The organism is Pseudomonas sp. GV105, from assembly GCF_003058185.1.
Taxonomy (GTDB): Bacteria; Pseudomonadota; Gammaproteobacteria; order Pseudomonadales; family Pseudomonadaceae; genus Aquipseudomonas; species Aquipseudomonas veronii.
On the sequence record NZ_QBUF01000023.1, the window covers coordinates 1 to 20,997 of the forward strand.

Consider the following 20,997-nt stretch of genomic DNA (forward strand, 5'->3'; position numbering starts at 1 on the left):
TCGAATCTTGCGTAACTCTTTGTTTACCAAGGAGTTTTCCGTTTCGACTGCGCCGGAAGTGGGGCGAATTATAGACGTCCAGGATTTGCCGTCAACACCTTTCTTCACAATTCTGTCATATCGGTCAAAAAGGCCGCAAAAACGCGAAAGCCGGCCCCAAGGGGCCGGCTTTCAACGCGTCTTACAAGCTAGGGAAGGCAAACTGTGACGCTTCATGACTGGCCCGTTGCGGCCAGCGCTGGGTAATGGCCTTGCGCCGGGTATAGAAACGCACGCCATCCGGCCCGTAAGCATGCAAGTCGCCAAACAGCGAGCGCTTCCAGCCGCCAAAGCTGTGGTAGGCCACCGGCACCGGCAGTGGAACGTTCACGCCGACCATGCCCACTTCAATCTCGTCACAGAACAGACGCGCCGCTTCACCGTCACGGGTGAAGATGCATGTGCCGTTGCCATACTCGTGATCGTTGATCAGTTGCATCGCCGCTTCCAGGCTATTGACCCGCACCACGCACAACACTGGCCCGAAGATCTCTTCTTTATAGATACGCATCTGCGGCGTCACGCGGTCAAACAAACTGCCACCGAGGAAGAACCCCTGCTCATGCCCGGCAACGCTCAAGCCACGACCATCGACCACCAGCTCAGCGCCCGCGGCCACACCGTCTTCTATATAGCCGCTGACCTTATCCCGCGCCTGGCCGGTGACCAGCGGCCCCATATCCAGGCCGCACGAGGTGCCCGCGCCAATCTTCAGCGCCTTGACCTGCGGCACCAACTTGGCGATCAATGCATCCGCCACCTGGTCACCCACACACACCGCCACCGAGATCGCCATGCAACGCTCGCCGCAGGAACCGTAGGCCGCGCCCATCAAGGCACTGACCGCATTATCCAGATCGGCATCCGGCATCAGCACCGCATGGTTCTTCGCGCCGCCCAGCGCTTGCACGCGTTTGCCGCGCTTGGTCGCTTCGGCGTAGATGTACTCGGCAATCGGCGTCGAACCCACAAAGCTCAAGGCCTTGACCTCCGGCGCTTCGATCAGCGCATCCACCGCGCCCTTGTCGCCATGCACCACGCTCAGCACGCCCTTAGGCAGGCCGGCCTCCTGCAGCAATTGCGCGATCAGCAGCGTCGAACTCGGATCACGCTCCGACGGCTTGAGGATAAAGCAGTTGCCGCAGACGATCGCCAGCGGGTACATCCACAACGGCACCATCGCCGGGAAGTTGAACGGGGTAATCCCGGCCACTACGCCCAACGGCTGGAAATCCGACCAGGCATCGATGTTCGGCCCCACATTGCGGCTGTACTCGCCCTTGAGAATTTCCGGCGCCGAGCACGCATACTCCACGTTCTCGATGCCACGCTTCAATTCCCCCGCCGCGTCTTCCAGGGTCTTGCCGTGCTCCTCGCTGATCAACTGCGAGATGCGCGCTTCGTTCTGCTCCAGCAACTGCTTGAAACGGTACATCACCTGGGCACGCCTGGCCGCCGGCGTATTACGCCAGGCCGGGAATGCGGCCTTGGCCGAGTCGATCGCGCGCTGGATAGTTTCGCGACTGGCCAGCGGCACCTGGTGAATCACCTGGCCGGTGGACGGGTTGTACACATCGGCGGTGCGACCGGATTCGCTGACCAATTGGCCGTCGATCAAATGCTGGATAAGGCTCATGCAGGGCTCCTGAAAAGTTGTTCTATATAGAAGGAGAAATCAGTCGATCTTGTTCAGCACTTCGCCGACGGCATCGAACAGGCGATCCAGGTCCTGCGGCTTGCTGTTGAAGGTTGGCCCGAACTGCAGGGTGTCGCCGCCAAAACGCACGTAGAAACCGGCTTTCCACAAGGCCATGCCAGCCTCGAACGGACGCACGATGGCATCACCGTCACGCGGGGCAATCTGGATCGCGCCGGCCAGACCGTAGTTGCGGATGTCGATCACGTTCTTGCTGCCCTTCAAACCATGCAGCGCATTCTCAAAGTGCGGAGCGACTTCGGCTACGCTCTGCACCAGGTTTTCCTTCTGCAGCAGGTCCAATGCCGCCAGGCCAGCCGCGCAGGCTACCGGATGTGCCGAGTAGGTGTAGCCGTGGGGGAATTCCACCGCGTATTCCGGCGTCGCCTGGTTCATGAAGGTCTGATAGATCTCGCTGCTGGCAATCACCGCGCCCATCGGGATCGCACCGTTGGTGACTTGCTTGGCGATGCACATCAGGTCCGGGGTCACGCCGAAGCTGTCGGCGCCGAACATCGAGCCGGTACGGCCGAAACCGGTGATCACTTCGTCGAACACCAACAGGATGTTGTGCTGGTCGCAGATTTCACGCAGACGCTTGAGGTAACCCTGTGGCGGCACCAGCACGCCAGCGGAGCCGGCCATCGGCTCGACAAAAACGGCAGCGATGTTCGACGCGTCGTGCAACTCGATCAACTTGAGCAGTTCATCGGCCAGGGCAATACCGCCCTGCTCCGGCATGCCGCGCGAGAACGCATTGCTCGCCAGCAAGGTGTGAGGCAGATGGTCAACATCCATCATCGCCTGACCAAACATCTTACGGTTGCCGTTGACGCCGCCCAGGCTGGTGCCGGCGATGTTCACCCCGTGATAGCCACGGGCGCGGCCGATCATCTTGGTCTTGGTAGACTGGCCTTTTAGGCGCCAGTACGCACGCACCATCTTCACCGCCGTATCGGCGCACTCGGAACCGGAGTCGGTGAAGAACACATGGTTGAGGTTACCCGGGGTCAGGTCGGTGATTTTTTCCGCCAGTTGAAACGACAGCGGATGACCGTATTGGAAGCCCGGCGAGTAGTCCAGCGTGCCCAGTTGCTTGGCGACCGCTTCCTGGATTTCCTTGCGGGTGTGCCCGGCGCCGCAGGTCCACAGCCCCGACAACGAATCGTAGACCTTGCGGCCCTTGTCATCGGTCAACCAGCTGCCTTCGGCGGCCACGATCAGGCGCGGGTCACGCTGGAAGTTACGGTTGGCGGTGTAAGGCATCCAGTGAGCGTCCAACTTCAGTTGGCTGGCCAGGGACGAAGGGGCGTTTTCGGACATGTTCATCAGCAAAACCTCGCAAGGCAAAAAGCAGCGCCGGGATTGAAAAGCGTTCTTGCAGCTAAATTGCCACGGGGATAAAGTCTGTGAAATCCAACTCTTCTAACCTTCAGTCAGGCCCTGACTAAACTATGAGCATCCGTCGACCCGACCCCCTGGCCCAAGTCAGCGACTTCGATATTCGCCTGCTGCGCATCTTTCGCAGCGTGGTGGAGTGTGGCGGCTTCTCGGCGGCGGAGACCGTGCTCGGCATCGGCCGCTCGGCCATCAGCCAGCAAATGAGCGATCTGGAGCAACGCCTGGGATTGCGCCTGTGCCAGCGCGGGCGTGCCGGATTCTCGCTGACCGAGGAAGGCCGCGAGGTCTATCAGTCGGCACTGCAACTCTTGAGCGCCCTGGAAAGCTTTCGCACCGAGGTCAACGGCCTGCACCAGCATTTGCGCGGCGAACTGATCATCGGCCTCACCGACAACCTCGTCACCCTGCCCCACATGCGTATCACCCATGCCCTGGCGCAATTGAAGGAACGCGGCCCGGACGTGCAGATCCAGATCCGCATGATTGCCCCCAATGAAGTGGAACAAGGCGTGCTCGACGGCCGCCTGCATGTCGGCGTGGTGCCCCAGGCCAGCGCGCTGTCCGGCCTGGAATACCAGGCGCTGTACAGCGAACGCTCGCTGCTCTACTGCGCCGTCGGCCACCCGCTGTTCTATGCCGACGACAAGCAGTTGGAGGATGGACGCATCGACGACCAGGATGCGATCGCCCCCACCTTCCGCCTGCCCGCCGAGATCCAGGCCCACTACCAGGCCCTCAACTGCACCGCCAGCGCTTCGGACCGCGAAGGCATGGCGTTCCTGATCCTCACCGGCCGCTACATCGGCTACCTGCCCGATCACTACGCCAGCCTGTGGGTGCAACAAGGCCGACTACGCGCGCTGAAACCGGCTACACGTTTTTACGATTTAAGCCTGGCATCGGTCACGCGCAAGGGGCGGCGCCCTCATTTGGTGCTGGAAAGTTTCCTCGACAGCCTGGCGGCAACCCGCTAATTCGGGCCTCGCACAAAAAGCTGAGCAAGTGGACAGCTTTTTGCAAGAGCACAAGGACCTAGAACCGTCCGACTCGAGTTTGCCCGCCATGCCACCAGAAACGTCCAGCCCCAGCGACCTGATCTACGGCCTCAACGACCGCCCAAAACCCCTGCCCGCCCTACTGGCCGCCCTGCAACATGTATTGGCCGCCTTCGTCGGCATCATCACGCCGCCGCTGATCATCGGCTCGACCCTGGGCCTGGCGGCTCACCTGCCGTACCTGATCAGCATGGCGCTGATGGTGTCCGGTGTCGGCACCTTCATCCAGGCGCGTAGGCCGTTTGGCATCGGCGCCGGCATGATCTGCCTGCAGGGCACCAGCTTTGCGTTTCTCGGCGCCGTGCTGTCGGCGGGCTTCCTGGTCAAGCAACGCGGCGGCAGCCCGGAAGACATCCTGGCGATGATCTTCGGCGTGTGCTTTTTCGGCGCCGCCGTACAAATCGTGCTGAGCCGTTTTATCGGGCAACTGCGCCGGGTGATCACGCCGCTGGTCACCGGGATCGTGATTACCCTGATCGGCATCAGCCTGATCAAAGTGGGTATCACCGACCTCGGCGGTGGGTTCAATGCCGCCGATTTCGGCGCGCCCATCAACCTGGCACTGGGCCTGTTCGTGGTGTTGACGATCATCCTGCTCAACCGCTCGAACACACCCTGGGTACGCCTCTCGGCGATCATCATCGGCCTGGCCCTCGGCAGCCTCGCGGCCTGGTTCAGCGGCAAACTGGTGCCCCAGGCCCTGCCCGACCTGCCGTTGATCAGCCTGCCGATGCCGTTTCGTTATGGTTTCAACTTCGACTGGAGCGCCTTCCTACCCATCGCGCTGATTTATCTGATCAGCAGCATCGAAACCGTGGGTGACCTCACCGCCAACTGCATGATCGCCCGCCAGCCCATCAGCGGCCCGTCTTATATAAACCGGCTCAAGGGCGGCGTACTCGGCGACGGGGTGAGCTGCATGATCGCCGCCACCTTCAGCGCGTTCCCCAACACCACGTTCGCCCAGAACAATGGCGTGATCCAACTCACCGGTGTGGCCAGCCGCTATGTCGGCCTGTACATCGGCGTGGTGCTGTTTTGCCTCGGCTTGTTTCCATCGATCGGCGCGGTGCTGCAGCAAATCCCCAAACCGGTATTGGGCGGCGCGACCCTGGTGATGTTCGGCAGCGTGGCGGCGGCCGGCGTGCGTATTCTCGCCCAGGCGCCGCTGGACCGACGCAGCATGCTGATCATCGCCACCTCGTTCGGCGTCGGCCTGGGCATTGCCGCCCAACCGAACCTGCTGCACTTGATGCCGACGCTGGTGCAAAACCTGTTCGACTCGGCCATCACCAGCGGCGGGCTGACCGCAATCGCGTTGTGCCTGTTACTGCCGGAAGCCAAAGCGAGCCCCGCAGCAAACGGCGCGCCACATGGCGATACGCTGGAACCGCTTTGAGGGTTTTATTGCATCAGGACTTGTCTGAGGCTTGAGGGTGGGTTATCTGTGCATACATCGTCTCTATCGATCAGCACGGAAACCTCCATGAGCCTCGAAGTTCCTGCCCACAGCACCCACGCCGGGAAGCCCGCCAGCCGCATTCGGCAAAAGAACGAGCAAGCGATTCTTCAAGCGGCCGAAGACGAGTTCGCGCGTCACGGCTACAAGGGCACCAGCATGAACACCATCGCTGCCAGCGCCGGGTTGCCGAAGGCCAACTTGCACTACTACTTCACCAACAAGATGGGCCTGTACGTCGCGGTGCTCAGCAATATCCTCGAACTGTGGGACAGCACCTTCAACGCGCTGACCGCCGAGGACGACCCGGCCGTAGCCCTCACCCGCTACATCCGCACCAAGATGGAGTTTTCCCGACGACAGCCCCAGGCCTCGCGGATCTTCGCCATGGAGATCATCAGCGGCGGCGAATGCCTTACCGAATACTTCGGCCAGGACTACCGCGCCTGGTTCAGCGGCCGGGCGGCCGTGTTCCAGGCCTGGATCGATGCCGGCAAGATGGACCCCATCGACCCCGTCCACCTGATCTTCCTGCTGTGGGGCAGCACCCAGCACTATGCCGACTTCGCCAGCCAGATCTGCCGCGTCACCGGGCGCACCAAGTTGACCAAACAAGATATGGAAGACGCCGGCACCAACCTGATCCACATCATTCTCAAAGGCTGTGGCATCAAGCCCGCCCTCTAGACGACACCGCCTATGCCTTTCACCCTCACCGGCCTTTGCGAATTCCGCGAAGAAATTCGCAAAAGCCGCTTCATTACCCTGGCCGCACCGATCACCAGCGCGCAAGAAGCCCAGGCGTTCATCGAGCAGCACAGCGACCTGAACGCCACGCACAATTGCTGGGCCTGGAAACTCGCCGACCAGTACCGCAGCAACGACGACGGCGAACCTGGCGGCACCGCCGGGCGACCGATCCTCGCCGCCATCGAGGCCCAGGGCTTCGATCAGGTGGTGGTGCTGGTGATTCGCTGGTACGGCGGCATCCAACTGGGCACCGGCGGGCTGGCGCGGGCGTATGGCGGCGGCGCGAACAAATGCCTGCAAACCGCCGAGCGCATCGAGCTGATCAGCCGCGTGCCGTTGAGCTGCGACTGCGGGTTTTCCGAACTGAACCTGGTCAAGTTGCGGGTCGCCGAACTCGGCGGGCTGGTGCTGGAGGAACACTTCACCGCCAACGGCGTGGAGCTGCAACTGGCCCTGGGCGAAGCACACATCGACACCCTGCAAAACCAGCTTGCCGACCTGAGCCGGGGGCGTATCCTGCTGCAACGTTGAAACTGCTAATGTTGTTCGCTGAACGCCCTGAACCGCGACGTCAAAGGAAGCTCTGCATGTCTACGCCAAAAACCGCACTGATCATCGGCGCCTCACGCGGGCTGGGCCTTGGCCTGGTCAAGCAATTGCTCAAGGATGGCTGGGACGTGACCGCCACCGTGCGTGACCCGAACAAGGCCGACGCCCTGAAAGCCGTGGGCCCGGTACAGATCGAGAAACTCGACATGGACGATCAGCAAGCTGTGATCGCCCTGAGCCAGCGCCTCAAGGAACGGACATTCGACCTGCTGTTCGTCAACGCCGGCGTCAAGGGCCCGGCGAACCAGGAACCTGGCCACGCCACCCTGGCGGAAGTCGGCCAGTTGTTCTTCACCAACGCCGTGGCGCCGATCAACCTGGCCCAGCGCTTTGTCGGGCAGATCCGCAAAGATTCCGGCGTGCTGGCGTTCATGAGTTCAGTCCTGGGCAGCGTGACCATCCCTGACGGTTCCGAGCTGGCGCTCTACAAGGCGAGCAAGGCCGCCCTCAACTCGATGACCAACAGCTTCATCACCCAACTCGGCGAGCAAAAAATGACCGTGCTTTCCCTGCACCCGGGTTGGGTGAAGACCGACATGGGCGGCGAAAACGCACTCATCGACGTCGAGACCAGCGTGCGCGGCCTGCTCGATCAGGTAAATGCCTACACCGGCAAAGGCGGCCACCACTTCGTGGACTACCGAGGCCATACCATTCCCTGGTAAGCCGCCATCAAAGGTGGGAACACGCTTCTCGAAAGCAGCGCGTTCCTACCGGTAGACCGGATCTAGAACTACACGTAATCTAGCCACCTCGCCTTCACTGGCGACCCTGGATCAGCAGACAGGGCAACACTGAGCTGGCAAACCTGAACCCATCATTCAGAGGAGCCGGCCCATGCCTGCGACCCGTATCTGGTTAAAAAACCCCCTCGCGATTTTCACTGCCAATGGCCTCGATGCCCGTGGCGGCCTGGTGCTGCAAGACGGTGTGATCAGCGAACTGCTGGGCATCGGGCAAGCGCCTGCACAGCCCTGTACGCAGGTGTTCGACGCCCGCGAACATGTGGTCCTGCCGGGGCTGATCAATACCCATCATCACTTCTACCAGACCCTGACTCGCGCCTGGGCGCCGGTGGTCAATCAGCCGTTGTTCCCGTGGCTGAAGACCCTGTACCCGGTGTGGGCGCGGCTGACCCCGGAAAAACTCGCCCTGGCCAGCAAAGTCGCGTTGGCGGAATTGCTGCTCTCGGGCTGCACCACGGCGGCAGACCACCACTACCTGTTCCCGGACGGCCTGGAACATGCCATCGACGTGCAAGTCGACGTGGTGCGCGAACTGGGCATGCGCACCATGCTCACTCGCGGCTCCATGAGCCTGGGCGAAGCCGACGGTGGCTTGCCGCCGCAGCAAACCGTGCAACAGGGCGCGGTGATTCTGGACGATAGCCAGCGCCTGATCCGCCAGTACCACGAACGCGGCGACGGCGCGCAGATCCAGATCGCCCTGGCGCCCTGCTCGCCGTTTTCCGTCACCCCGCAAATCATGCAAGCCAGCGCCGAACTGGCCGCGAGCCTCGACGTGCGCCTGCACACGCACCTGGCGGAAACCCTCGACGAGGAAGACTTCTGCTTGCAACGCTTCGGCCTGCGCACCGTGGACTACCTCGACAGCGTCGGCTGGCTCGGCCCGCGCACCTGGCTGGCCCACGGCATTCACTTCAACCCGGATGAAATCGCCCGCCTGGGCGCCGCCGGCACCGGGATCTGCCATTGCCCAAGCTCGAACATGCGCCTGGCCTCCGGCATCTGCCCGACCCTGGACCTGCTCGCCGCCGGTGCCCCGATCGGCCTGGGCGTGGACGGTTCGGCCTCCAACGATGCGTCGAACATGATCCTCGAAGCCCGCCAGGCGCTGTACATCCAGCGCCTGCGTTATGGCGCGGAAAAAATCACCCCGCAAGGCGTGCTGGGCTGGGCGACCAAAGGCTCGGCGCAGTTGCTCGGTCGTTCGGATATCGGTGAGTTAGCCGTAGGAAAGCAGGCCGATCTGGCGCTGTTCAAGCTGGACGAACTGCGCTTCTCCGGCAGTCACGATCCGATTTCGGCGCTGCTGTTGTGCGGCGCCGACCGGGCCGACCGGGTGATGATCGGCGGGCAATGGCGGGTGATCGACGGCCAGGTCGAGGGCCTCGACCTCAAAGGCTTGATTGCCGATCACAGCCAGGCCGCCCGTAACCTGATCAACCCTTTGTAGGAGCGAGCTCGCTCGCGAAAAACATCAACGCTAACGCAGGTGTTCTGATTCACACGGCGCTCTCAGATTGTTCGCGAGCAAGCTCACGCCTACACCCCTAACAGCGACAACATGATAAAGGTCGCAAACAACACAAAGTGGGTCATCCCTTCGATGGCGTTGGTTTCGCCATCGTTGAGGTTGATCGCACTGACGATCAGCGTGATCAACACCATCACGCTTTGCACCGGCGTCATCGCCATCTGGAACGGCTGGCCGGTGTAGAGCGCCATCGCTTCCATCACCGGCACCGTCAGGATCACCGTCGACAACGATGCGCCCAGTGCAATGTTCACCACCGACTGCATGCGGTTGGCCAGGGCGGCGCGCAAGGCGGTCAGAATCTCCGGTGCCGCCGAGATGGCCGCGACCACAATCGCCGTCACCACCGGCGGCGCGCCCGTGCCTTCCAGGCCCAGGTCGAGGGTCTTGGACATCACCTCGGCCAGCGCGCCAATCACAATCACCCCGAACACCAGCGTACCGATGGAAAATGCCAGGTTCACCGGCGGCGCCTGTTCTTCCGGCAACGTCTTGCGGCGTTTATCCGGGTAGCTGTAGCTGAAGAAATAACTGTGCGGGCCCACCTGCATGCGCAGGAACAGGGTGTAGAGCACCACCATCGCGCCGATGGTGAAGGCCGAGTAAATCTTCCAGTCCGCTTCGGGGATGAATTCCGGCACCACCATCGACACGCCCATGGCGGTGAGGATCATCACGCTGTAGGTGCGCGCCGAGTCGTCATTGTAGGACTGTTCGCCGTGCTTGATGCCCCCCATCAGCGCGGCCAGGCCGAGGATGCCATTGATATCGAGCATCACCGCCGAGTAGATGGTGTCGCGCACCAGGGTCGGCGACGGTTCGTTGCTCATCATGATCGCCAGGATCACCACTTCCACCAGCACGGCGGCCAGGGTCAGGATCATGGTGCCGTAGGGGTCGCCGACCTTTTCCGCCAACTGCTCGGCATGGTGAGCGACGCGCATCGACGCCACCACGATAAAGCCGATCAGCGCCAGGCCGGCCAGCAGCGCGACCATTTGCCCGTTGTGGAGCATCCAGTGCTCCAGCGGGTACGCGGCGACGGCGGCGATCAGCGCCAGCAGCATGAATTTTTCTTGCTTGAGAGAGGTGAGCATTGCGGGCCTTTTGTGCGGCAAATCAGTCATTGACGGGGTACAGACTGCAGTACATCGCTAACGTTTCGTTACATCTTAGTTCGCAGCGCCCCTGCGCGAATAGAACCAATACTCTCCTCTTGGTCAGGTTTTGCCGATTATTTCAGTCATGGCCTGTAGAATGCCGCCATTGCACCCGATGAGATTTTAGACATGTACGATTGGCTCAACGCCCTGCCCAAGGCTGAACTGCACCTGCACCTGGAAGGCTCGCTGGAGCCTGAGCTGCTGTTCGCCCTGGCCGAGCGCAACAAGATTGCGCTGCCATGGAACGACGTCGACACCCTGCGCAAGGCCTACGCCTTCAACAACCTGCAAGAGTTTCTCGACCTGTATTACCAGGGCGCCGATGTATTGCGCACCTCCCAGGATTTCTACGACCTGACCTGGGCCTACCTGCTGCGCTGCAAAGCGCAGAACGTGATCCACACCGAACCCTTCTTCGACCCGCAAACCCACACCGACCGTGGCGTGCCGTTCGAAGTAGTGCTCAACGGCATCGCCGCCGCGCTCAAAGATGGCGAGCAGCAACTGGGCATCACCAGCGGCTTGATCCTCAGCTTCCTGCGCCACTTGAGCGAAGCCGAAGCCGAGAAAACCCTCGACCAGGCGCTGCCGTTTCGCGATGCGTTCGTGGCCGTGGGCCTGGACAGTTCGGAAATGGGCCACCCGCCGAGCAAGTTCCAACGCGTGTTCGACCGTGCCCGCAATGAAGGCTTCTTCACCGTGGCCCACGCCGGCGAAGAAGGCCCGCCCGAGTACATCTGGGAAGCCCTCGACCTGCTGAAAGTCCAGCGTATCGACCATGGCGTGCGCGCCATCGAAGACGAGCGCCTGATGCAACGGATCATCGACGAACAGATCCCGCTGACCGTGTGCCCGCTGTCCAACACCAAGCTGCGCGTGTTCGACGACATGGCCCAGCACAACATCCTCGACATGCTCGAGCGTGGGGTGAAGGTGACGGTGAACTCGGACGACCCGGCGTACTTCGGCGGCTACGTCACCGAGAACTTCCATGCGCTGTACACCGCCCTGGGCATGACCCAGGACCAGGCCAAACGCCTGGCGCAAAACAGCCTGGATGCGCGGCTGGTGAAGCCCTGACGGCGTAAACCGCGACTGACAATGTGGGAGCCAGCGCGCTCCCACATTCGTTGTGGATTGCCGGTTAAATCTCGCTCAACTCTTCCAGGGTCTTGCCCTTCGTCTCCATCCCAAACACCCACACCACCAGCGCCGCCACCGCAAAGCACAATGCGCCCAGGGCAAACACCCCGCCCTGCCCGGTAATCGGGAACACCAGCCCGGTCACCAACGGCCCGAGCAACGACCCGACCCGCCCGATCGCCGAAGCGAACCCGGCCCCCGTCGCTCGCGCCGAGGTGGGGTACAACTCCGGCGTGTAGGTGTACAGCACCGCCCACATGCCAAACAGAAAGAACTGCATCAACAACCCCGAGGCGATCAGCAGGCCGACATTGCCGCCAAACACCGCGCTTTGCCCATACAGAAACGCCATCACCCCGCCGCCGAGCAAGGTCACGACGCATACCGGCTTGCGCCCCCAACGCTCCACCAGCCAGGCCGCCATCAGGAAGCCGGGAATCCCGCCCAGGGAAATGATCACCGTGTAATACACCGACTGGGTCACCGCAAACCCCGACTGCTGCAGCAAGGCACTCAACCAGGAAGTGAGCCCATAAAAGCCGAGCAAGGCGAAGAACCACACACTCCAGATCATCATCGTGCGCTGGCGATACTGCGCCGACCATAATTGCTGGAACGCCGAGAAGAAGTTGCCCGGCACACTCTCCACCCGCGGCAGGCGAATCGGCTGCGGCAACTCGGCGCGGCCCAGGGAGTCGCGCACTTTCGCCTCGATCCCCAGCAACACCTTATCCGCCGCCGCATGCCGCCCGGCCTGCTCCAGCCAGCGCGGCGACTCCGGGATAAAAAACCGGATCGCCAACACAAACACCGCCGGCACCGCCAGCACCAGGAAGATGTCGCGCCAGCCGATCAGCGGCAGCAAAAAGTACGACAGCACCCCCGCCGCCACAAAACCCAACGGCCAGAAGCCATCCATCAACGCGATATAGCGCCCGCGCCCCTTGGCCGGAATCAGCTCCGAGAGCATCGACTGCGCGATCGGAAACTCCATGCCCATGCCAATGCCGAGCAGGATGCGAAACAACGTCAGCGTCTCCACCGTCTGCGCCGTGGAACATAAGTAGCTGGCGATCCCCCACAACACGATGCTCCACTGGAACACCGGCTTGCGCCCGAAGCGATCGGCGAGCATCCCGGACAACGACGCGCCCACCACCATGCCGAAAAAACTCGAACTGGCCAGCAAGCCAGCCTGGGCCGTGCTCAGGCCGAACTCGGCTTTGATCGAGCCGAGCAGGAAAGTCATCATCGCCAGATCCATGGAGTCGAAGAAAAACGCCAGGGCGATGATGATAAAAATGACTCGGTGGTAACCGCTGATGGGCAACCGTTCCAGCCGTTCTGCCGCGCTATAGCCGTGCGTACCCATGCCCCATCCCCTGTGTGAATAATCCCCTCTGGGAGTGTGGGCCATGGTTTTTCCGGGTTATTGCTGGGTGCGACCTGATCGCAACTCTGAACGACGTCATCCAGGTCAGAGCGCGTCGGGCACGGCCAACCGGGTGATTTCCGCCAACCCGGTGTCGCTGACGAGCAAGGCGCGGGACTCGTTGACCGCACGGATCCAGTTCGACTGCAAAAACAGTTGCAATAGCCCGGCTCCCAGCGCGCCGCCCAGGTGCGGTTGCTGCTGGCTCCAATCGAAACAGTCGCACACCAGCGGCAAGGCCAGCGCCTGGGTGAAAATGCCCAGGCCGGCCAGGTGCTGCGCGCCTTTGACCGTGACTTGGGTGCGGAGCTCGTGGCGCTCGATCCAGCCGGCCGCGATCATCCGCTGATACAGTTGCGCCGCCAGCTCGCCGCCGAGGTGCCCATGGCATAACCGCGCATGGCGCAGCGGGGCCGGCGCCGCCAGGGTCAGCGGTGAAGCCTGCGGAGAGCTGCGCGCCGCACTGGCCATGGTGGTGCTGGCCAAGGCATCGATGGCGGTGCTGACATCCGCCGCCGCCACACGAAACAACCGCTTGCCGCGACGCGCTTCGACACGCAGCAAACCGCCGCCGGTAAGCCGCGCCAGATGGGCATTCGCCGAGGCCGGCGACAACCCCGTGAGCGTCGCCAGTTCCTGGGAAGACTTGGCCGAGCCGTCCATCAAGGCCCAGAGCATGGCGGTGCGTTTTGGCTCGGCGAGCAAGCTGGCAATCTGACTGATGCAAGGTGCCTGTTCCATGTGTTCACTCCTTGTTAAATCATTTCTCTGCTGTGGTTGGCGCCAAAGTATAGGTGCGCAAGCAGCCAGTTCCCCGGCGTCTGACAGCGCGGATAGGGACAGGATCTGAGTGAAATTTCCGGCTTTAGTGGAGGCTATTACGCACTGGTGAATTGTTCCGACCACTGCGCGGTCAATGTCGCACAACGGGACACGAGCATTTCCCGCAGCAGGTTGATGGGCTTACTCAACTGCGCGCGATGCGCGCATAACAGGTTGAGCGGCGTCCGCTCGCCGCGCAGCTCAGGCAGAATCACGCGCAAGCGTCCGGCGCGGACGTCGCTGCTCACATCCAACCAGGACTTGTAGGCGATGCCCACCCCGGCGACAGCCCATCGCCGTACCACGTCAGCATCGTCACTGAAGCGGTCGCCGCCGACAGTCAGGCTGACTTCGCGTTTGCCGTCATGAAACGTCCAGAGGTCATGCACGCGAGTGCCGAGCATATACAGCAGGCAATTGTGCTGGGCCAGTTGCTCCAGATGCCGCGGTTCGCCGTGGCGCTCGAGATAACTGGGGGCCGCGCACAGCACGCGCACGTTATCCGGCGCGACGGGCAGCGCGACCAGGCTGGAATCCTCCGGTTCGCCATAGCGCAGGGCGATATCCACCGGCTGGCGGAACAGGTCGGCAATGCGGTCGCCCAGCAACAGGCGCACCGTCAGTTGCGTATAGTCACGCTGGAACTCGTCGAGCCAGGGCAACAGCTGGTTGCGACCAAAATCCGAGGGTGCCGACAGTTGCAGCACACCGCTGACATGGTCCTGGCCACTGGCCAATAACCGCCGCCCTTCGTCCAGCGAGCTCAGCGCGGCGCGCGCATATCCGAGAAAACCGTCCCCTTCAGCGGTGAGGCGCAGGCTGCGAGTGGAGCGCGCCAGCAAGCGCGTGCCCAGTTGCTGTTCGATACGCTTCAACGCCGCGCTGGCCACCGCCGGCGACAGGTCCATGACCCGCGCCGCGGCCGACAGACTGCCCAGGTCCGCTGCGCGCACGAACAACTGCAAATCATCAAAGCGCAGCATCCAATTCCACCCATTATCAAAATATTATTGAAACAGACTGCTGTTTTAGCCGCTTTTATCTGCATCGGAAATAGCCAATCATCTGCCCATCTCATACAGCCCGTGTCAGGAGTCGAATATGTCCGCTGCCTTTAACGTCATCGCCACGCTGATCGCCAAACCTGGCCAACAACACACCCTCGAGTCGCTGCTGCGCGGCCTGCTGGAACCGACCCGCCAGGAAGCCGGTTGCGAACAGTACGACCTGCACCAGGACCTGCAACATCCCGAGACGTTCTACATGCTCGAACGCTGGCGCGACGACGCGGCCCTGGCCGACCACGACCAGAGCGCACACATCCAGAGTTTCCGCGCCAAGGCCGCCGACGTACTCGCGCACTTCGAACTCAAGCGCCTGAAATTTCTTGCCTGATCACCGCCCTTTTTTGTAGGAGCGAGCTTGCTCGCGAAAATCGTAAACGATGACGCCGCGCTTTTGATTCAGCGCGGCCCCTGTGAGTTTTTCGCGAGCAAGCTCGCTCCTACAGTCAACTCCCTACTTCTGGAGCCCCCATGAAAGCCATTGCCTACTACACCTCACTGCCGATCACCGATCCGCAATCCCTGCAAGACATCGAGCTGCCGGAACCGGTCGCCGGCCCGCGCGACCTGCTGGTGGAAGTCAAAGCCATCTCGGTCAACCCGGTGGACACCAAGGTCCGCCAGAACGTCGCCCCGGAAAACGGCGCCGCCAAGGTGCTCGGCTGGGACGTGGCCGGTGTGGTCAAGGCCGTCGGCAGTGAAGTGACGCTGTTCAAGGCCGGTGACAAAGTGTTCTACGCCGGCTCCCTGGTACGCCCGGGCGGCAACAGTGAACTGCACACCGTGGACGAGCGCATCGTCGGCCACATGCCCAAGAGCCTGGGTTTTGCCGACGCGGCCGCCTTGCCGCTGACCGCCATCACCGCCTGGGAACTGTTGTTCGAACGCCTGCAAGTGCGCGAGGGTAAAAAGGACGAAGGCCAGAGCCTGCTGATCGTCGGCGCTGCCGGCGGCGTGGGGTCGATCCTGACCCAATTGGCCAGCCAGCTCACCGCACTGAAGGTCATCGGCACCGCGTCGCGCCCGGAAACCCAGGCCTGGGCCAAGGCCCTTGGCGCCGACCTGGTGATCGACCATAGCCAGCCGCTGAGCGAAGCCCTGAAACACGCCGGTGTGGCCCAGGTGACCCACGTCGCTAGCCTGACCCAGACCGACCACCATTTGGATCAACTGGTCGAAGCCCTGCAGCCCCAAGGCAAGCTGGCGCTGATCGACGATCCGAAGGCCCTGGACGTGAGCAAACTCAAGCGCAAGAGCCTGTCGCTGCATTGGGAGTTCATGTACACCCGCTCGATGTTCCAGACGCCGGACATGATCGAGCAACACAACCTGCTCAATCGCGTCGCCGAGCTGATCGATGCCGGCACCCTGAAAACTACCGTGGGCGAGCACTTCGGCGTGATCAACGCCGAGAACCTACGCCGCGCCCACGCGCTGCTCGAAAGCGGCAAGGCCAAGGGTAAGATCGTGCTGGAAGGGTTCTGAAAGAGGTCTGTCAGTGTCGTCCGTCATTCGTGTAAGTGATGGACGACACCACTAGTCAGGGAATTGACCTTTGTCATCATTGTGAACGTATTCGGGTTTATATTGGCGGCCTTTGCCACGATTCTTTTACGTGAGGAAGTCAGCAATGAAGATCCTGATAAAAGCGTTAGCAAAATCCCCGGGCAATAAATGGCAGGTCCGTCTCGACGGCGAAGCCATCACCTTCCGCAGTGAGGCCGAAGCCCGCGCCTTCGCCGAGACCCTGCAAGCGCGCATCCAGGCGCCCCACCGTTTCCCACTCGACCAGCAACGCTCCGCTGCCGCTGGCTGACGTCTTTCAGACCTGCGCCTGTAGGGCACGTGCCCGTTGCAGGCGCTGGGTCGACAGTGCAATCGTCACCGCCAAGACCCCGCACAAGCTGATGACCATCGCCATCGGCATCGCCGTGCCGTCGTGCAACACGCCCACCAACGAAGCCGCCCCCGCTGCCACGCCGAACTGAATGCAACCGAGCATCGCCGAGGCGCTACCGGCTCGCGCGCCCTGCCCGCTCATGGCGCAGGCCGAGGTGTTGGGCAAAATGCAGCCCAGGCTGGCGATGCAGATAAACAGCGGCAGCAGCAACGGCCACAACGCATCGGTGCGCAAGGCCGCGACGCCGAGCAGCGCCAACGCCGCCAGCATGTAGAGCCACACCGTGCGCGACAGCAAGAACGCCGGCCCGCGCTTGGCGAGCAAGCGCGCATTGACTTGGGCCATCAGGATAAAGCCGGCGGCGTTGGAGCCGAATACCCAGCCGAAATGCTCGGCGGGCACGCCATAGAGTTTGATGAATACGAACGGTGAACCGGCAATGTAGGCAAACATCCCGGCAATCGAAATGCCCCCGGTCAGGGCGTAACCGAGGTAGACCCGGTCCGACAACAGGTCGATATAGCGGCGCAGCGACCCGGACAACGGTTGCCGAGGCTGATGGGCCGGAAAGGTTTCCGGCAAACCGACCGCCACCGCGATCGCGGCCATCACGCTGAACACCGTCAGCGCCAGGAAGATCGACTGCCAGCCCCACACCCCGACCATCAGCCCGCCCGCCAATGGCGCAAGGATCGGCGCCAGGCCGGTCACCAGCATCAGTTGCGAATACACCTTGGCCGAAGTCACCACATCACACTTGTCGCTGACCACCGCGCGGGAAATCACCATGCCCGCGCAACCGCCGAGGGCCTGCACGAAGCGTGCGCCGATCAGCCATTCCAAAGACGGCGCGTAGGCGCAGGCGAAGGAGGCCAGCGTAAACAACGTGACCCCGCTGAGCAGCGGCACACGACGACCAAAGCGGTCCGCCAGCGGACCGTAGATCAATTGGCCGATGGCCAGGCCGCCGAAATACACCGCCAAGGTCAGCTGGATATGTTTTTCATCGGTGGCGAACGCCGTCGCCATCGCCGGGAAACCCGGCAGGTAAAAGTCGATCGCCAGCGGCGCGAAGGCGCTCAAGGCGCCCAAAATCAGGAGTATGCGCAGGTTCATCAGGCACCCAAGTATGTCGGCAGCCCGACAGTCTAGCCGCGCTTGGGTGCGTTGAACATTACGATAGCTCGCTAACTATTAAATCAGGCGACGCTGTAGCCTTCTTCACGGATCAAGCCGGCGATCACGTCGCGGCTCAACTGGCTTTGCACGCTGACTTGCTTGGCCGCCAGGTCGACTTTCACTTCGGCTGCCGGGTCCTGATTCTGCACCGCCTGGGTCACTGCCCGGACGCAATGGCCGCAGGTCATTCCTTCAACGTTGAATACTTGCATGACATGACTCCTTTAATGAGGGTGGACGCAGTGTCGACCTTGCCACGATGGCAAGGTCAAGCGGCAAAAATAGCCGCCGGGCTGGTATTCAGTGACGCAGTCGGCCAAGCTTCACCCATCTTTGATGTGAACCACGGAGCATTCGCCATGCGCTGGTCGTTTTTTGGCCTTGTCGGCCTGATGAGTTTGTCTGCCGCTGCGCCCATGGCCAGCGCCGCCGAAGACTACGCGGTGTTGATCATTTCCCGCGAACGCCTGGAAGTACCGACCAACTGCGAGATCGGCCTGTACATCCAGGACCAGTTGGCCGGGCGCCTGTTCCAGGAACAGTCCACCTCGTTCAACCTGCCGGCCGGCAATGTGTCGCTGCGCCTGAAGCTGCTACCGGGCCAATCGTCGGGTTGCCTGCCGGGCCTGTTGGCGCCACCCGCGCAGAACATCACGCTGAAGGCCGGTGACGTGCGCAAGTTGCGCATCGCCCAAGGCCCGGAAGGCATGTACCTCAAACCTGCGGCATTGGAATACTAAAGACGCTTGACCTTCCCCACAGGTCAAGGTTGATCCTAGGGGCAACTTCTTCAGGAGGACTGCCCCATGAATGGAACCACCACGTTTGACCTGCCCATCGGCGGCATGACCTGCGCCAGCTGCGCCGGGCGTGTCGAGCGCGCGCTGGGCAAGGTGCCGGGGGTGCAACGTGTCAGCGTGAACCTGGCCAACGAGCGCGCCCATATCGAGGTGCTCGGCCAGATGGACCCCGCCGTGCTGATCGCCGCCGTCGACAAGGCCGGCTACAGCGCGTCGCTGCCCCAAAGCGAAACCAAGACCGATGCCGATCAAGCCCAGCGCCTGCACCACGAGCGTTGGGCGCTGCTGCTGGCGATTGTGCTCGCGTTGCCGCTGGTGCTGCCGATGCTGGCACAGCCCTTCGGCCTGCACTGGATGCTGCCGGCCTGGGTCCAGTTCGCCCTGGCCACACCGGTGCAGTTCATCTTCGGTGCGCGCTTTTACATCGCCGCGTGGAAAGCCGTGCGCGCCGGCGCCGGCAATATGGACTTGCTGGTCGCGATCGGCACCAGCGCCGGTTACGGTCTGAGCCTGTATGAATGGCTCACCGCGCCCGCCGGCAGCATGCCGCACCTGTATTTCGAAGCCTCGGCGGTGGTGATCGCCCTGGTGCTGCTCGGCAAATACCTGGAAAGCCGCGCCAAACGCCAGACCGCCAGCGCCATCCGGGCCCTGGAAGCCTTGCGCCCGGAGCGCGCGATTCGGGTGGTTGACGGCCGCGAAGAAGACGTCGCGATCAACGCGCTCAAGCTCGGCGACCACGTGCTGGTCAAACCCGGCGAGCGCTTCCCGGTGGACGGGGAAGTGGTGGACGGCCAAAGCCATGCCGACGAAGCGCTGATCAGCGGCGAAAGCCTGCCAGTGCCGAAACAACCGGGCGACAAGGTCACCGGTGGCGCGATCAACGGCGAAGGGCGCTTGCTGGTCCGAACCGTGGCCCTCGGCGCGGAAAGCGTGCTGGCGCGCATCATCCGCCTGGTGGAAGACGCCCAGGCGGCCAAGGCACCGATCCAGAAACTGGTGGATAAAGTCAGCCAGGTGTTCGTGCCGACGGTGCTGGTGCTGGCGTTGCTCACGCTGCTCGGCTGGTGGCTGTACGGCGCTTCGCTGGAGACTGCGATCATCAATGCGGTCGCCGTGCTGGTGATCGCCTGCCCGTGCGCCCTCGGCCTGGCCACACCAACTGCGATCATGGCCGGCACCGGCGTGGCGGCGCGTCACGGCATCCTGATCAAGGATGCCGAAGCGCTGGAGCGCGCCCACGCCGTCAGCGCGGTGGTATTCGACAAAACCGGCACGCTCACTTCCGGCACGCCGAAGATCGCCCACTTGGCGGCAGTCGACGGCAACGAACCGCTGCTGCTGCAACAGGCCGGCGCCTTGCAACGCGGCAGCGAACACCCGCTGGCCAAGGCGGTGCTGGATGCCTGCCACGAACGAGGGCTGAACGTGGCCGATGTGAGCGCCAGCCAGTCCCTGACCGGGCGCGGCATTGCCGGCACCCTCGACGGTCGGCCGCTGGCCCTGGGCAACCGCCGTCTGCTGGAAGACAACGGGCTGGACGCGGGCGCACTGAACGCTTCGGCCAAGGCCTGGGAAGCCGAGGGCCGCACCTTGTCCTGGCTGATCGAGCAAGGCGCGCAACCGCGGGTACTCGGGCTGTTCGCATTCGGCGACACTCTCAAGCCCGGCGCGCTGGAAGCCGTGGCCCAACTCAAGGCGCGGCACATCAGCAGCCATTTGCTCACCGGCGATAATCGCGGCAGTGCGCGGGTAGTCGCCCAGGCGCTGGGCATCGACGACGTCCACGCCGAAGTGCTCCCGGCCGACAAAGCCGCCACCGTCGCCGAACTGAAAAAAACCGGCGTGGTGGCGATGGTCGGCGACGGCATCAACGACGCCCCGGCCCTGGCCGCCGCCGACATCGGCATCGCCATGGGCGGCGGCACCGACGTGGCCATGCACGCTGCCGGCATCACCCTGATGCGCGGCGATCCACGCCTGGTGCCGGCCGCGCTGGAGATCAGCCGCAAGACCTACGCGAAGATCCGCCAGAACCTGTTCTGGGCCTTTGTGTATAACTTGATCGGTATTCCCCTGGCGGCGTTCGGCCTGCTCAACCCGGTGTTGGCCGGCGCGGCGATGGCCTTGTCCAGCGTCAGCGTGGTGAGCAATGCGCTGTTGTTGAAAACCTGGAAACCCAAGGATCTGGAGGACCCACATCCATGA

General features: G+C 62.7%; 20 protein-coding genes. 12 read left to right on the top strand and 8 right to left on the bottom strand.

Going from position 1 to position 20,997, the window contains the following annotated elements; translation table 11 throughout:
* Nucleotides 1-181 precede the first annotated feature (181 nt).
* Together C8K66_RS29410 and C8K66_RS29415 are read right to left on the bottom strand one after the other, a co-directional pair.
* The gene (locus C8K66_RS29410) at nt 182-1,675 is read right to left on the bottom strand and encodes a CoA-acylating methylmalonate-semialdehyde dehydrogenase (RefSeq protein WP_017849625.1); all 1,494 of its coding nucleotides are present in this window, start codon (nt 1,673-1,675) and stop codon (nt 182-184) included.
* Between the two features lie 39 nt (nt 1,676-1,714).
* The gene (locus C8K66_RS29415; RefSeq protein ID WP_017849626.1) at nt 1,715-3,064 is read right to left on the bottom strand and encodes an aspartate aminotransferase family protein; all 1,350 of its coding nucleotides are present in this window, start codon (nt 3,062-3,064) and stop codon (nt 1,715-1,717) included.
* A 125-nt stretch (nt 3,065-3,189) separates the two neighbouring features.
* On the opposite strand from C8K66_RS29415, the gene C8K66_RS29420 reads away from it, so the two are divergent.
* The 6 genes from C8K66_RS29420 (at nt 3,190) to C8K66_RS29445 (ending at nt 9,205) form a co-directional block, all read left to right on the top strand.
* Nucleotides 3,190-4,110, top strand: a complete 921-nt coding sequence (locus C8K66_RS29420) for a LysR family transcriptional regulator (RefSeq protein ID WP_017849627.1) — start codon at nt 3,190-3,192, stop codon at nt 4,108-4,110.
* Nucleotides 4,111-4,198: 88 nt separating this feature from the next.
* Nucleotides 4,199-5,590, top strand: a complete 1,392-nt coding sequence (locus C8K66_RS29425; RefSeq protein WP_046384831.1) for a uracil-xanthine permease family protein — start codon at nt 4,199-4,201, stop codon at nt 5,588-5,590.
* Between the two features lie 87 nt (nt 5,591-5,677).
* The gene (locus C8K66_RS29430) at nt 5,678-6,337 is read left to right on the top strand and encodes a TetR/AcrR family transcriptional regulator (RefSeq protein ID WP_017849629.1); all 660 of its coding nucleotides are present in this window, start codon (nt 5,678-5,680) and stop codon (nt 6,335-6,337) included.
* A 12-nt stretch (nt 6,338-6,349) separates the two neighbouring features.
* Nucleotides 6,350-6,931, top strand: a complete 582-nt coding sequence (locus C8K66_RS29435; RefSeq protein ID WP_017849630.1) for a YigZ family protein — start codon at nt 6,350-6,352, stop codon at nt 6,929-6,931.
* A 56-nt stretch (nt 6,932-6,987) separates the two neighbouring features.
* Nucleotides 6,988-7,674 (top strand): SDR family oxidoreductase, encoded by a 687-nt coding sequence (locus C8K66_RS29440; RefSeq protein WP_079442758.1) that lies wholly within the window; start codon nt 6,988-6,990, stop codon nt 7,672-7,674.
* Nucleotides 7,675-7,846: 172 nt separating this feature from the next.
* Entirely contained in the window at nt 7,847-9,205 is a 1,359-nt protein-coding gene (locus C8K66_RS29445) for an 8-oxoguanine deaminase (protein ID WP_108526662.1), read from the top strand.
* Nucleotides 9,206-9,294: 89 nt separating this feature from the next.
* Here C8K66_RS29445 and C8K66_RS29450 read toward each other — a convergent pair whose 3' ends face one another.
* Nucleotides 9,295-10,383 carry a calcium:proton antiporter gene (locus C8K66_RS29450; protein WP_108526663.1) on the bottom strand — a complete coding sequence of 363 codons (1,089 nt, stop codon included), beginning with the start codon at nt 10,381-10,383 and terminating at the stop codon, nt 9,295-9,297.
* 192 nt (nt 10,384-10,575) lie between these two features.
* Between C8K66_RS29450 and C8K66_RS29455 the strand changes: the two genes are divergently transcribed.
* Nucleotides 10,576-11,529 (top strand): adenosine deaminase, encoded by a 954-nt coding sequence (locus tag C8K66_RS29455; RefSeq protein WP_017849634.1) that lies wholly within the window; start codon nt 10,576-10,578, stop codon nt 11,527-11,529.
* A 64-nt stretch (nt 11,530-11,593) separates the two neighbouring features.
* Here the strand turns inward: C8K66_RS29455 and C8K66_RS29460 are convergent, their stop codons facing one another.
* The 3 genes from C8K66_RS29460 to C8K66_RS29470 form a co-directional block, all read right to left on the bottom strand.
* Nucleotides 11,594-12,964 (bottom strand): MFS transporter, encoded by a 1,371-nt coding sequence (locus C8K66_RS29460; RefSeq protein WP_046485746.1) that lies wholly within the window; start codon nt 12,962-12,964, stop codon nt 11,594-11,596.
* Nucleotides 12,965-13,069: 105 nt separating this feature from the next.
* Nucleotides 13,070-13,765 carry a helix-turn-helix transcriptional regulator gene (locus C8K66_RS29465; RefSeq protein WP_017849636.1) on the bottom strand — a complete coding sequence of 232 codons (696 nt, stop codon included), beginning with the start codon at nt 13,763-13,765 and terminating at the stop codon, nt 13,070-13,072.
* Nucleotides 13,766-13,902: 137 nt separating this feature from the next.
* Nucleotides 13,903-14,829 carry a LysR family transcriptional regulator gene (locus C8K66_RS29470; protein WP_108526664.1) on the bottom strand — a complete coding sequence of 309 codons (927 nt, stop codon included), beginning with the start codon at nt 14,827-14,829 and terminating at the stop codon, nt 13,903-13,905.
* 118 nt (nt 14,830-14,947) lie between these two features.
* Between C8K66_RS29470 and C8K66_RS29475 the strand changes: the two genes are divergently transcribed.
* The 3 genes from C8K66_RS29475 (at nt 14,948) to C8K66_RS29485 (ending at nt 16,726) form a co-directional block, all read left to right on the top strand.
* A complete protein-coding gene (locus tag C8K66_RS29475) occupies nt 14,948-15,241 on the top strand; it encodes a putative quinol monooxygenase (RefSeq protein ID WP_017849638.1) in 294 nt (97 codons plus the stop codon).
* A 140-nt stretch (nt 15,242-15,381) separates the two neighbouring features.
* Nucleotides 15,382-16,395 carry a zinc-binding alcohol dehydrogenase family protein gene (locus C8K66_RS29480; RefSeq protein ID WP_108526665.1) on the top strand — a complete coding sequence of 338 codons (1,014 nt, stop codon included), beginning with the start codon at nt 15,382-15,384 and terminating at the stop codon, nt 16,393-16,395.
* Between the two features lie 145 nt (nt 16,396-16,540).
* Nucleotides 16,541-16,726, top strand: a complete 186-nt coding sequence (locus C8K66_RS29485; RefSeq protein ID WP_017849641.1) for a hypothetical protein — start codon at nt 16,541-16,543, stop codon at nt 16,724-16,726.
* Between the two features lie 6 nt (nt 16,727-16,732).
* On the opposite strand, the gene C8K66_RS29490 is transcribed toward C8K66_RS29485, so the two are convergent.
* Both C8K66_RS29490 and C8K66_RS29495 read right to left on the bottom strand, forming a co-directional pair.
* Nucleotides 16,733-17,926 (bottom strand): multidrug effflux MFS transporter, encoded by a 1,194-nt coding sequence (locus C8K66_RS29490; protein ID WP_017849642.1) that lies wholly within the window; start codon nt 17,924-17,926, stop codon nt 16,733-16,735.
* A gap of 83 nt (nt 17,927-18,009) precedes the next feature.
* Nucleotides 18,010-18,201 (bottom strand): heavy-metal-associated domain-containing protein, encoded by a 192-nt coding sequence (locus tag C8K66_RS29495; RefSeq protein ID WP_017849643.1) that lies wholly within the window; start codon nt 18,199-18,201, stop codon nt 18,010-18,012.
* A 147-nt stretch (nt 18,202-18,348) separates the two neighbouring features.
* Here C8K66_RS29495 and C8K66_RS29500 point away from each other — a divergent pair, with 147 nt between their 5' ends.
* Both C8K66_RS29500 and C8K66_RS29505 read left to right on the top strand, forming a co-directional pair.
* A complete protein-coding gene (locus C8K66_RS29500; RefSeq protein WP_046384837.1) occupies nt 18,349-18,729 on the top strand; it encodes a hypothetical protein in 381 nt (126 codons plus the stop codon).
* A gap of 66 nt (nt 18,730-18,795) precedes the next feature.
* On the top strand, nt 18,796-20,997 hold the full coding sequence (locus C8K66_RS29505) for a cation-translocating P-type ATPase (protein ID WP_108526666.1): 2,202 nt from the start codon (nt 18,796-18,798) through the stop codon (nt 20,995-20,997).

Bases quoted from the DNA above. Each gene is read 5' to 3' on its own strand.
- C8K66_RS29410 (WP_017849625.1), bottom strand. From the start codon at position 1,675: ATGAGCCTTATCCAGCATTTGATCGACGGCCAATTGGTCAGCGAATCC.
- C8K66_RS29415 (WP_017849626.1), bottom strand. From the start codon at position 3,064: ATGAACATGTCCGAAAACGCCCCTTCGTCCCTGGCCAGCCAACTGAAG.
- C8K66_RS29420 (WP_017849627.1), top strand. From the start codon at position 3,190: ATGAGCATCCGTCGACCCGACCCCCTGGCCCAAGTCAGCGACTTCGAT.
- C8K66_RS29425 (WP_046384831.1), top strand. From the start codon at position 4,199: ATGCCACCAGAAACGTCCAGCCCCAGCGACCTGATCTACGGCCTCAAC.
- C8K66_RS29430 (WP_017849629.1), top strand. From the start codon at position 5,678: ATGAGCCTCGAAGTTCCTGCCCACAGCACCCACGCCGGGAAGCCCGCC.
- C8K66_RS29435 (WP_017849630.1), top strand. From the start codon at position 6,350: ATGCCTTTCACCCTCACCGGCCTTTGCGAATTCCGCGAAGAAATTCGC.
- C8K66_RS29440 (WP_079442758.1), top strand. From the start codon at position 6,988: ATGTCTACGCCAAAAACCGCACTGATCATCGGCGCCTCACGCGGGCTG.
- C8K66_RS29445 (WP_108526662.1), top strand. From the start codon at position 7,847: ATGCCTGCGACCCGTATCTGGTTAAAAAACCCCCTCGCGATTTTCACT.
- C8K66_RS29450 (WP_108526663.1), bottom strand. From the start codon at position 10,383: ATGCTCACCTCTCTCAAGCAAGAAAAATTCATGCTGCTGGCGCTGATC.
- C8K66_RS29455 (WP_017849634.1), top strand. From the start codon at position 10,576: ATGTACGATTGGCTCAACGCCCTGCCCAAGGCTGAACTGCACCTGCAC.
- C8K66_RS29460 (WP_046485746.1), bottom strand. From the start codon at position 12,964: ATGGGTACGCACGGCTATAGCGCGGCAGAACGGCTGGAACGGTTGCCC.
- C8K66_RS29465 (WP_017849636.1), bottom strand. From the start codon at position 13,765: ATGGAACAGGCACCTTGCATCAGTCAGATTGCCAGCTTGCTCGCCGAG.
- C8K66_RS29470 (WP_108526664.1), bottom strand. From the start codon at position 14,829: ATGCTGCGCTTTGATGATTTGCAGTTGTTCGTGCGCGCAGCGGACCTG.
- C8K66_RS29475 (WP_017849638.1), top strand. From the start codon at position 14,948: ATGTCCGCTGCCTTTAACGTCATCGCCACGCTGATCGCCAAACCTGGC.
- C8K66_RS29480 (WP_108526665.1), top strand. From the start codon at position 15,382: ATGAAAGCCATTGCCTACTACACCTCACTGCCGATCACCGATCCGCAA.
- C8K66_RS29485 (WP_017849641.1), top strand. From the start codon at position 16,541: ATGAAGATCCTGATAAAAGCGTTAGCAAAATCCCCGGGCAATAAATGG.
- C8K66_RS29490 (WP_017849642.1), bottom strand. From the start codon at position 17,926: ATGAACCTGCGCATACTCCTGATTTTGGGCGCCTTGAGCGCCTTCGCG.
- C8K66_RS29495 (WP_017849643.1), bottom strand. From the start codon at position 18,201: ATGCAAGTATTCAACGTTGAAGGAATGACCTGCGGCCATTGCGTCCGG.
- C8K66_RS29500 (WP_046384837.1), top strand. From the start codon at position 18,349: ATGCGCTGGTCGTTTTTTGGCCTTGTCGGCCTGATGAGTTTGTCTGCC.
- C8K66_RS29505 (WP_108526666.1), top strand. From the start codon at position 18,796: ATGAATGGAACCACCACGTTTGACCTGCCCATCGGCGGCATGACCTGC.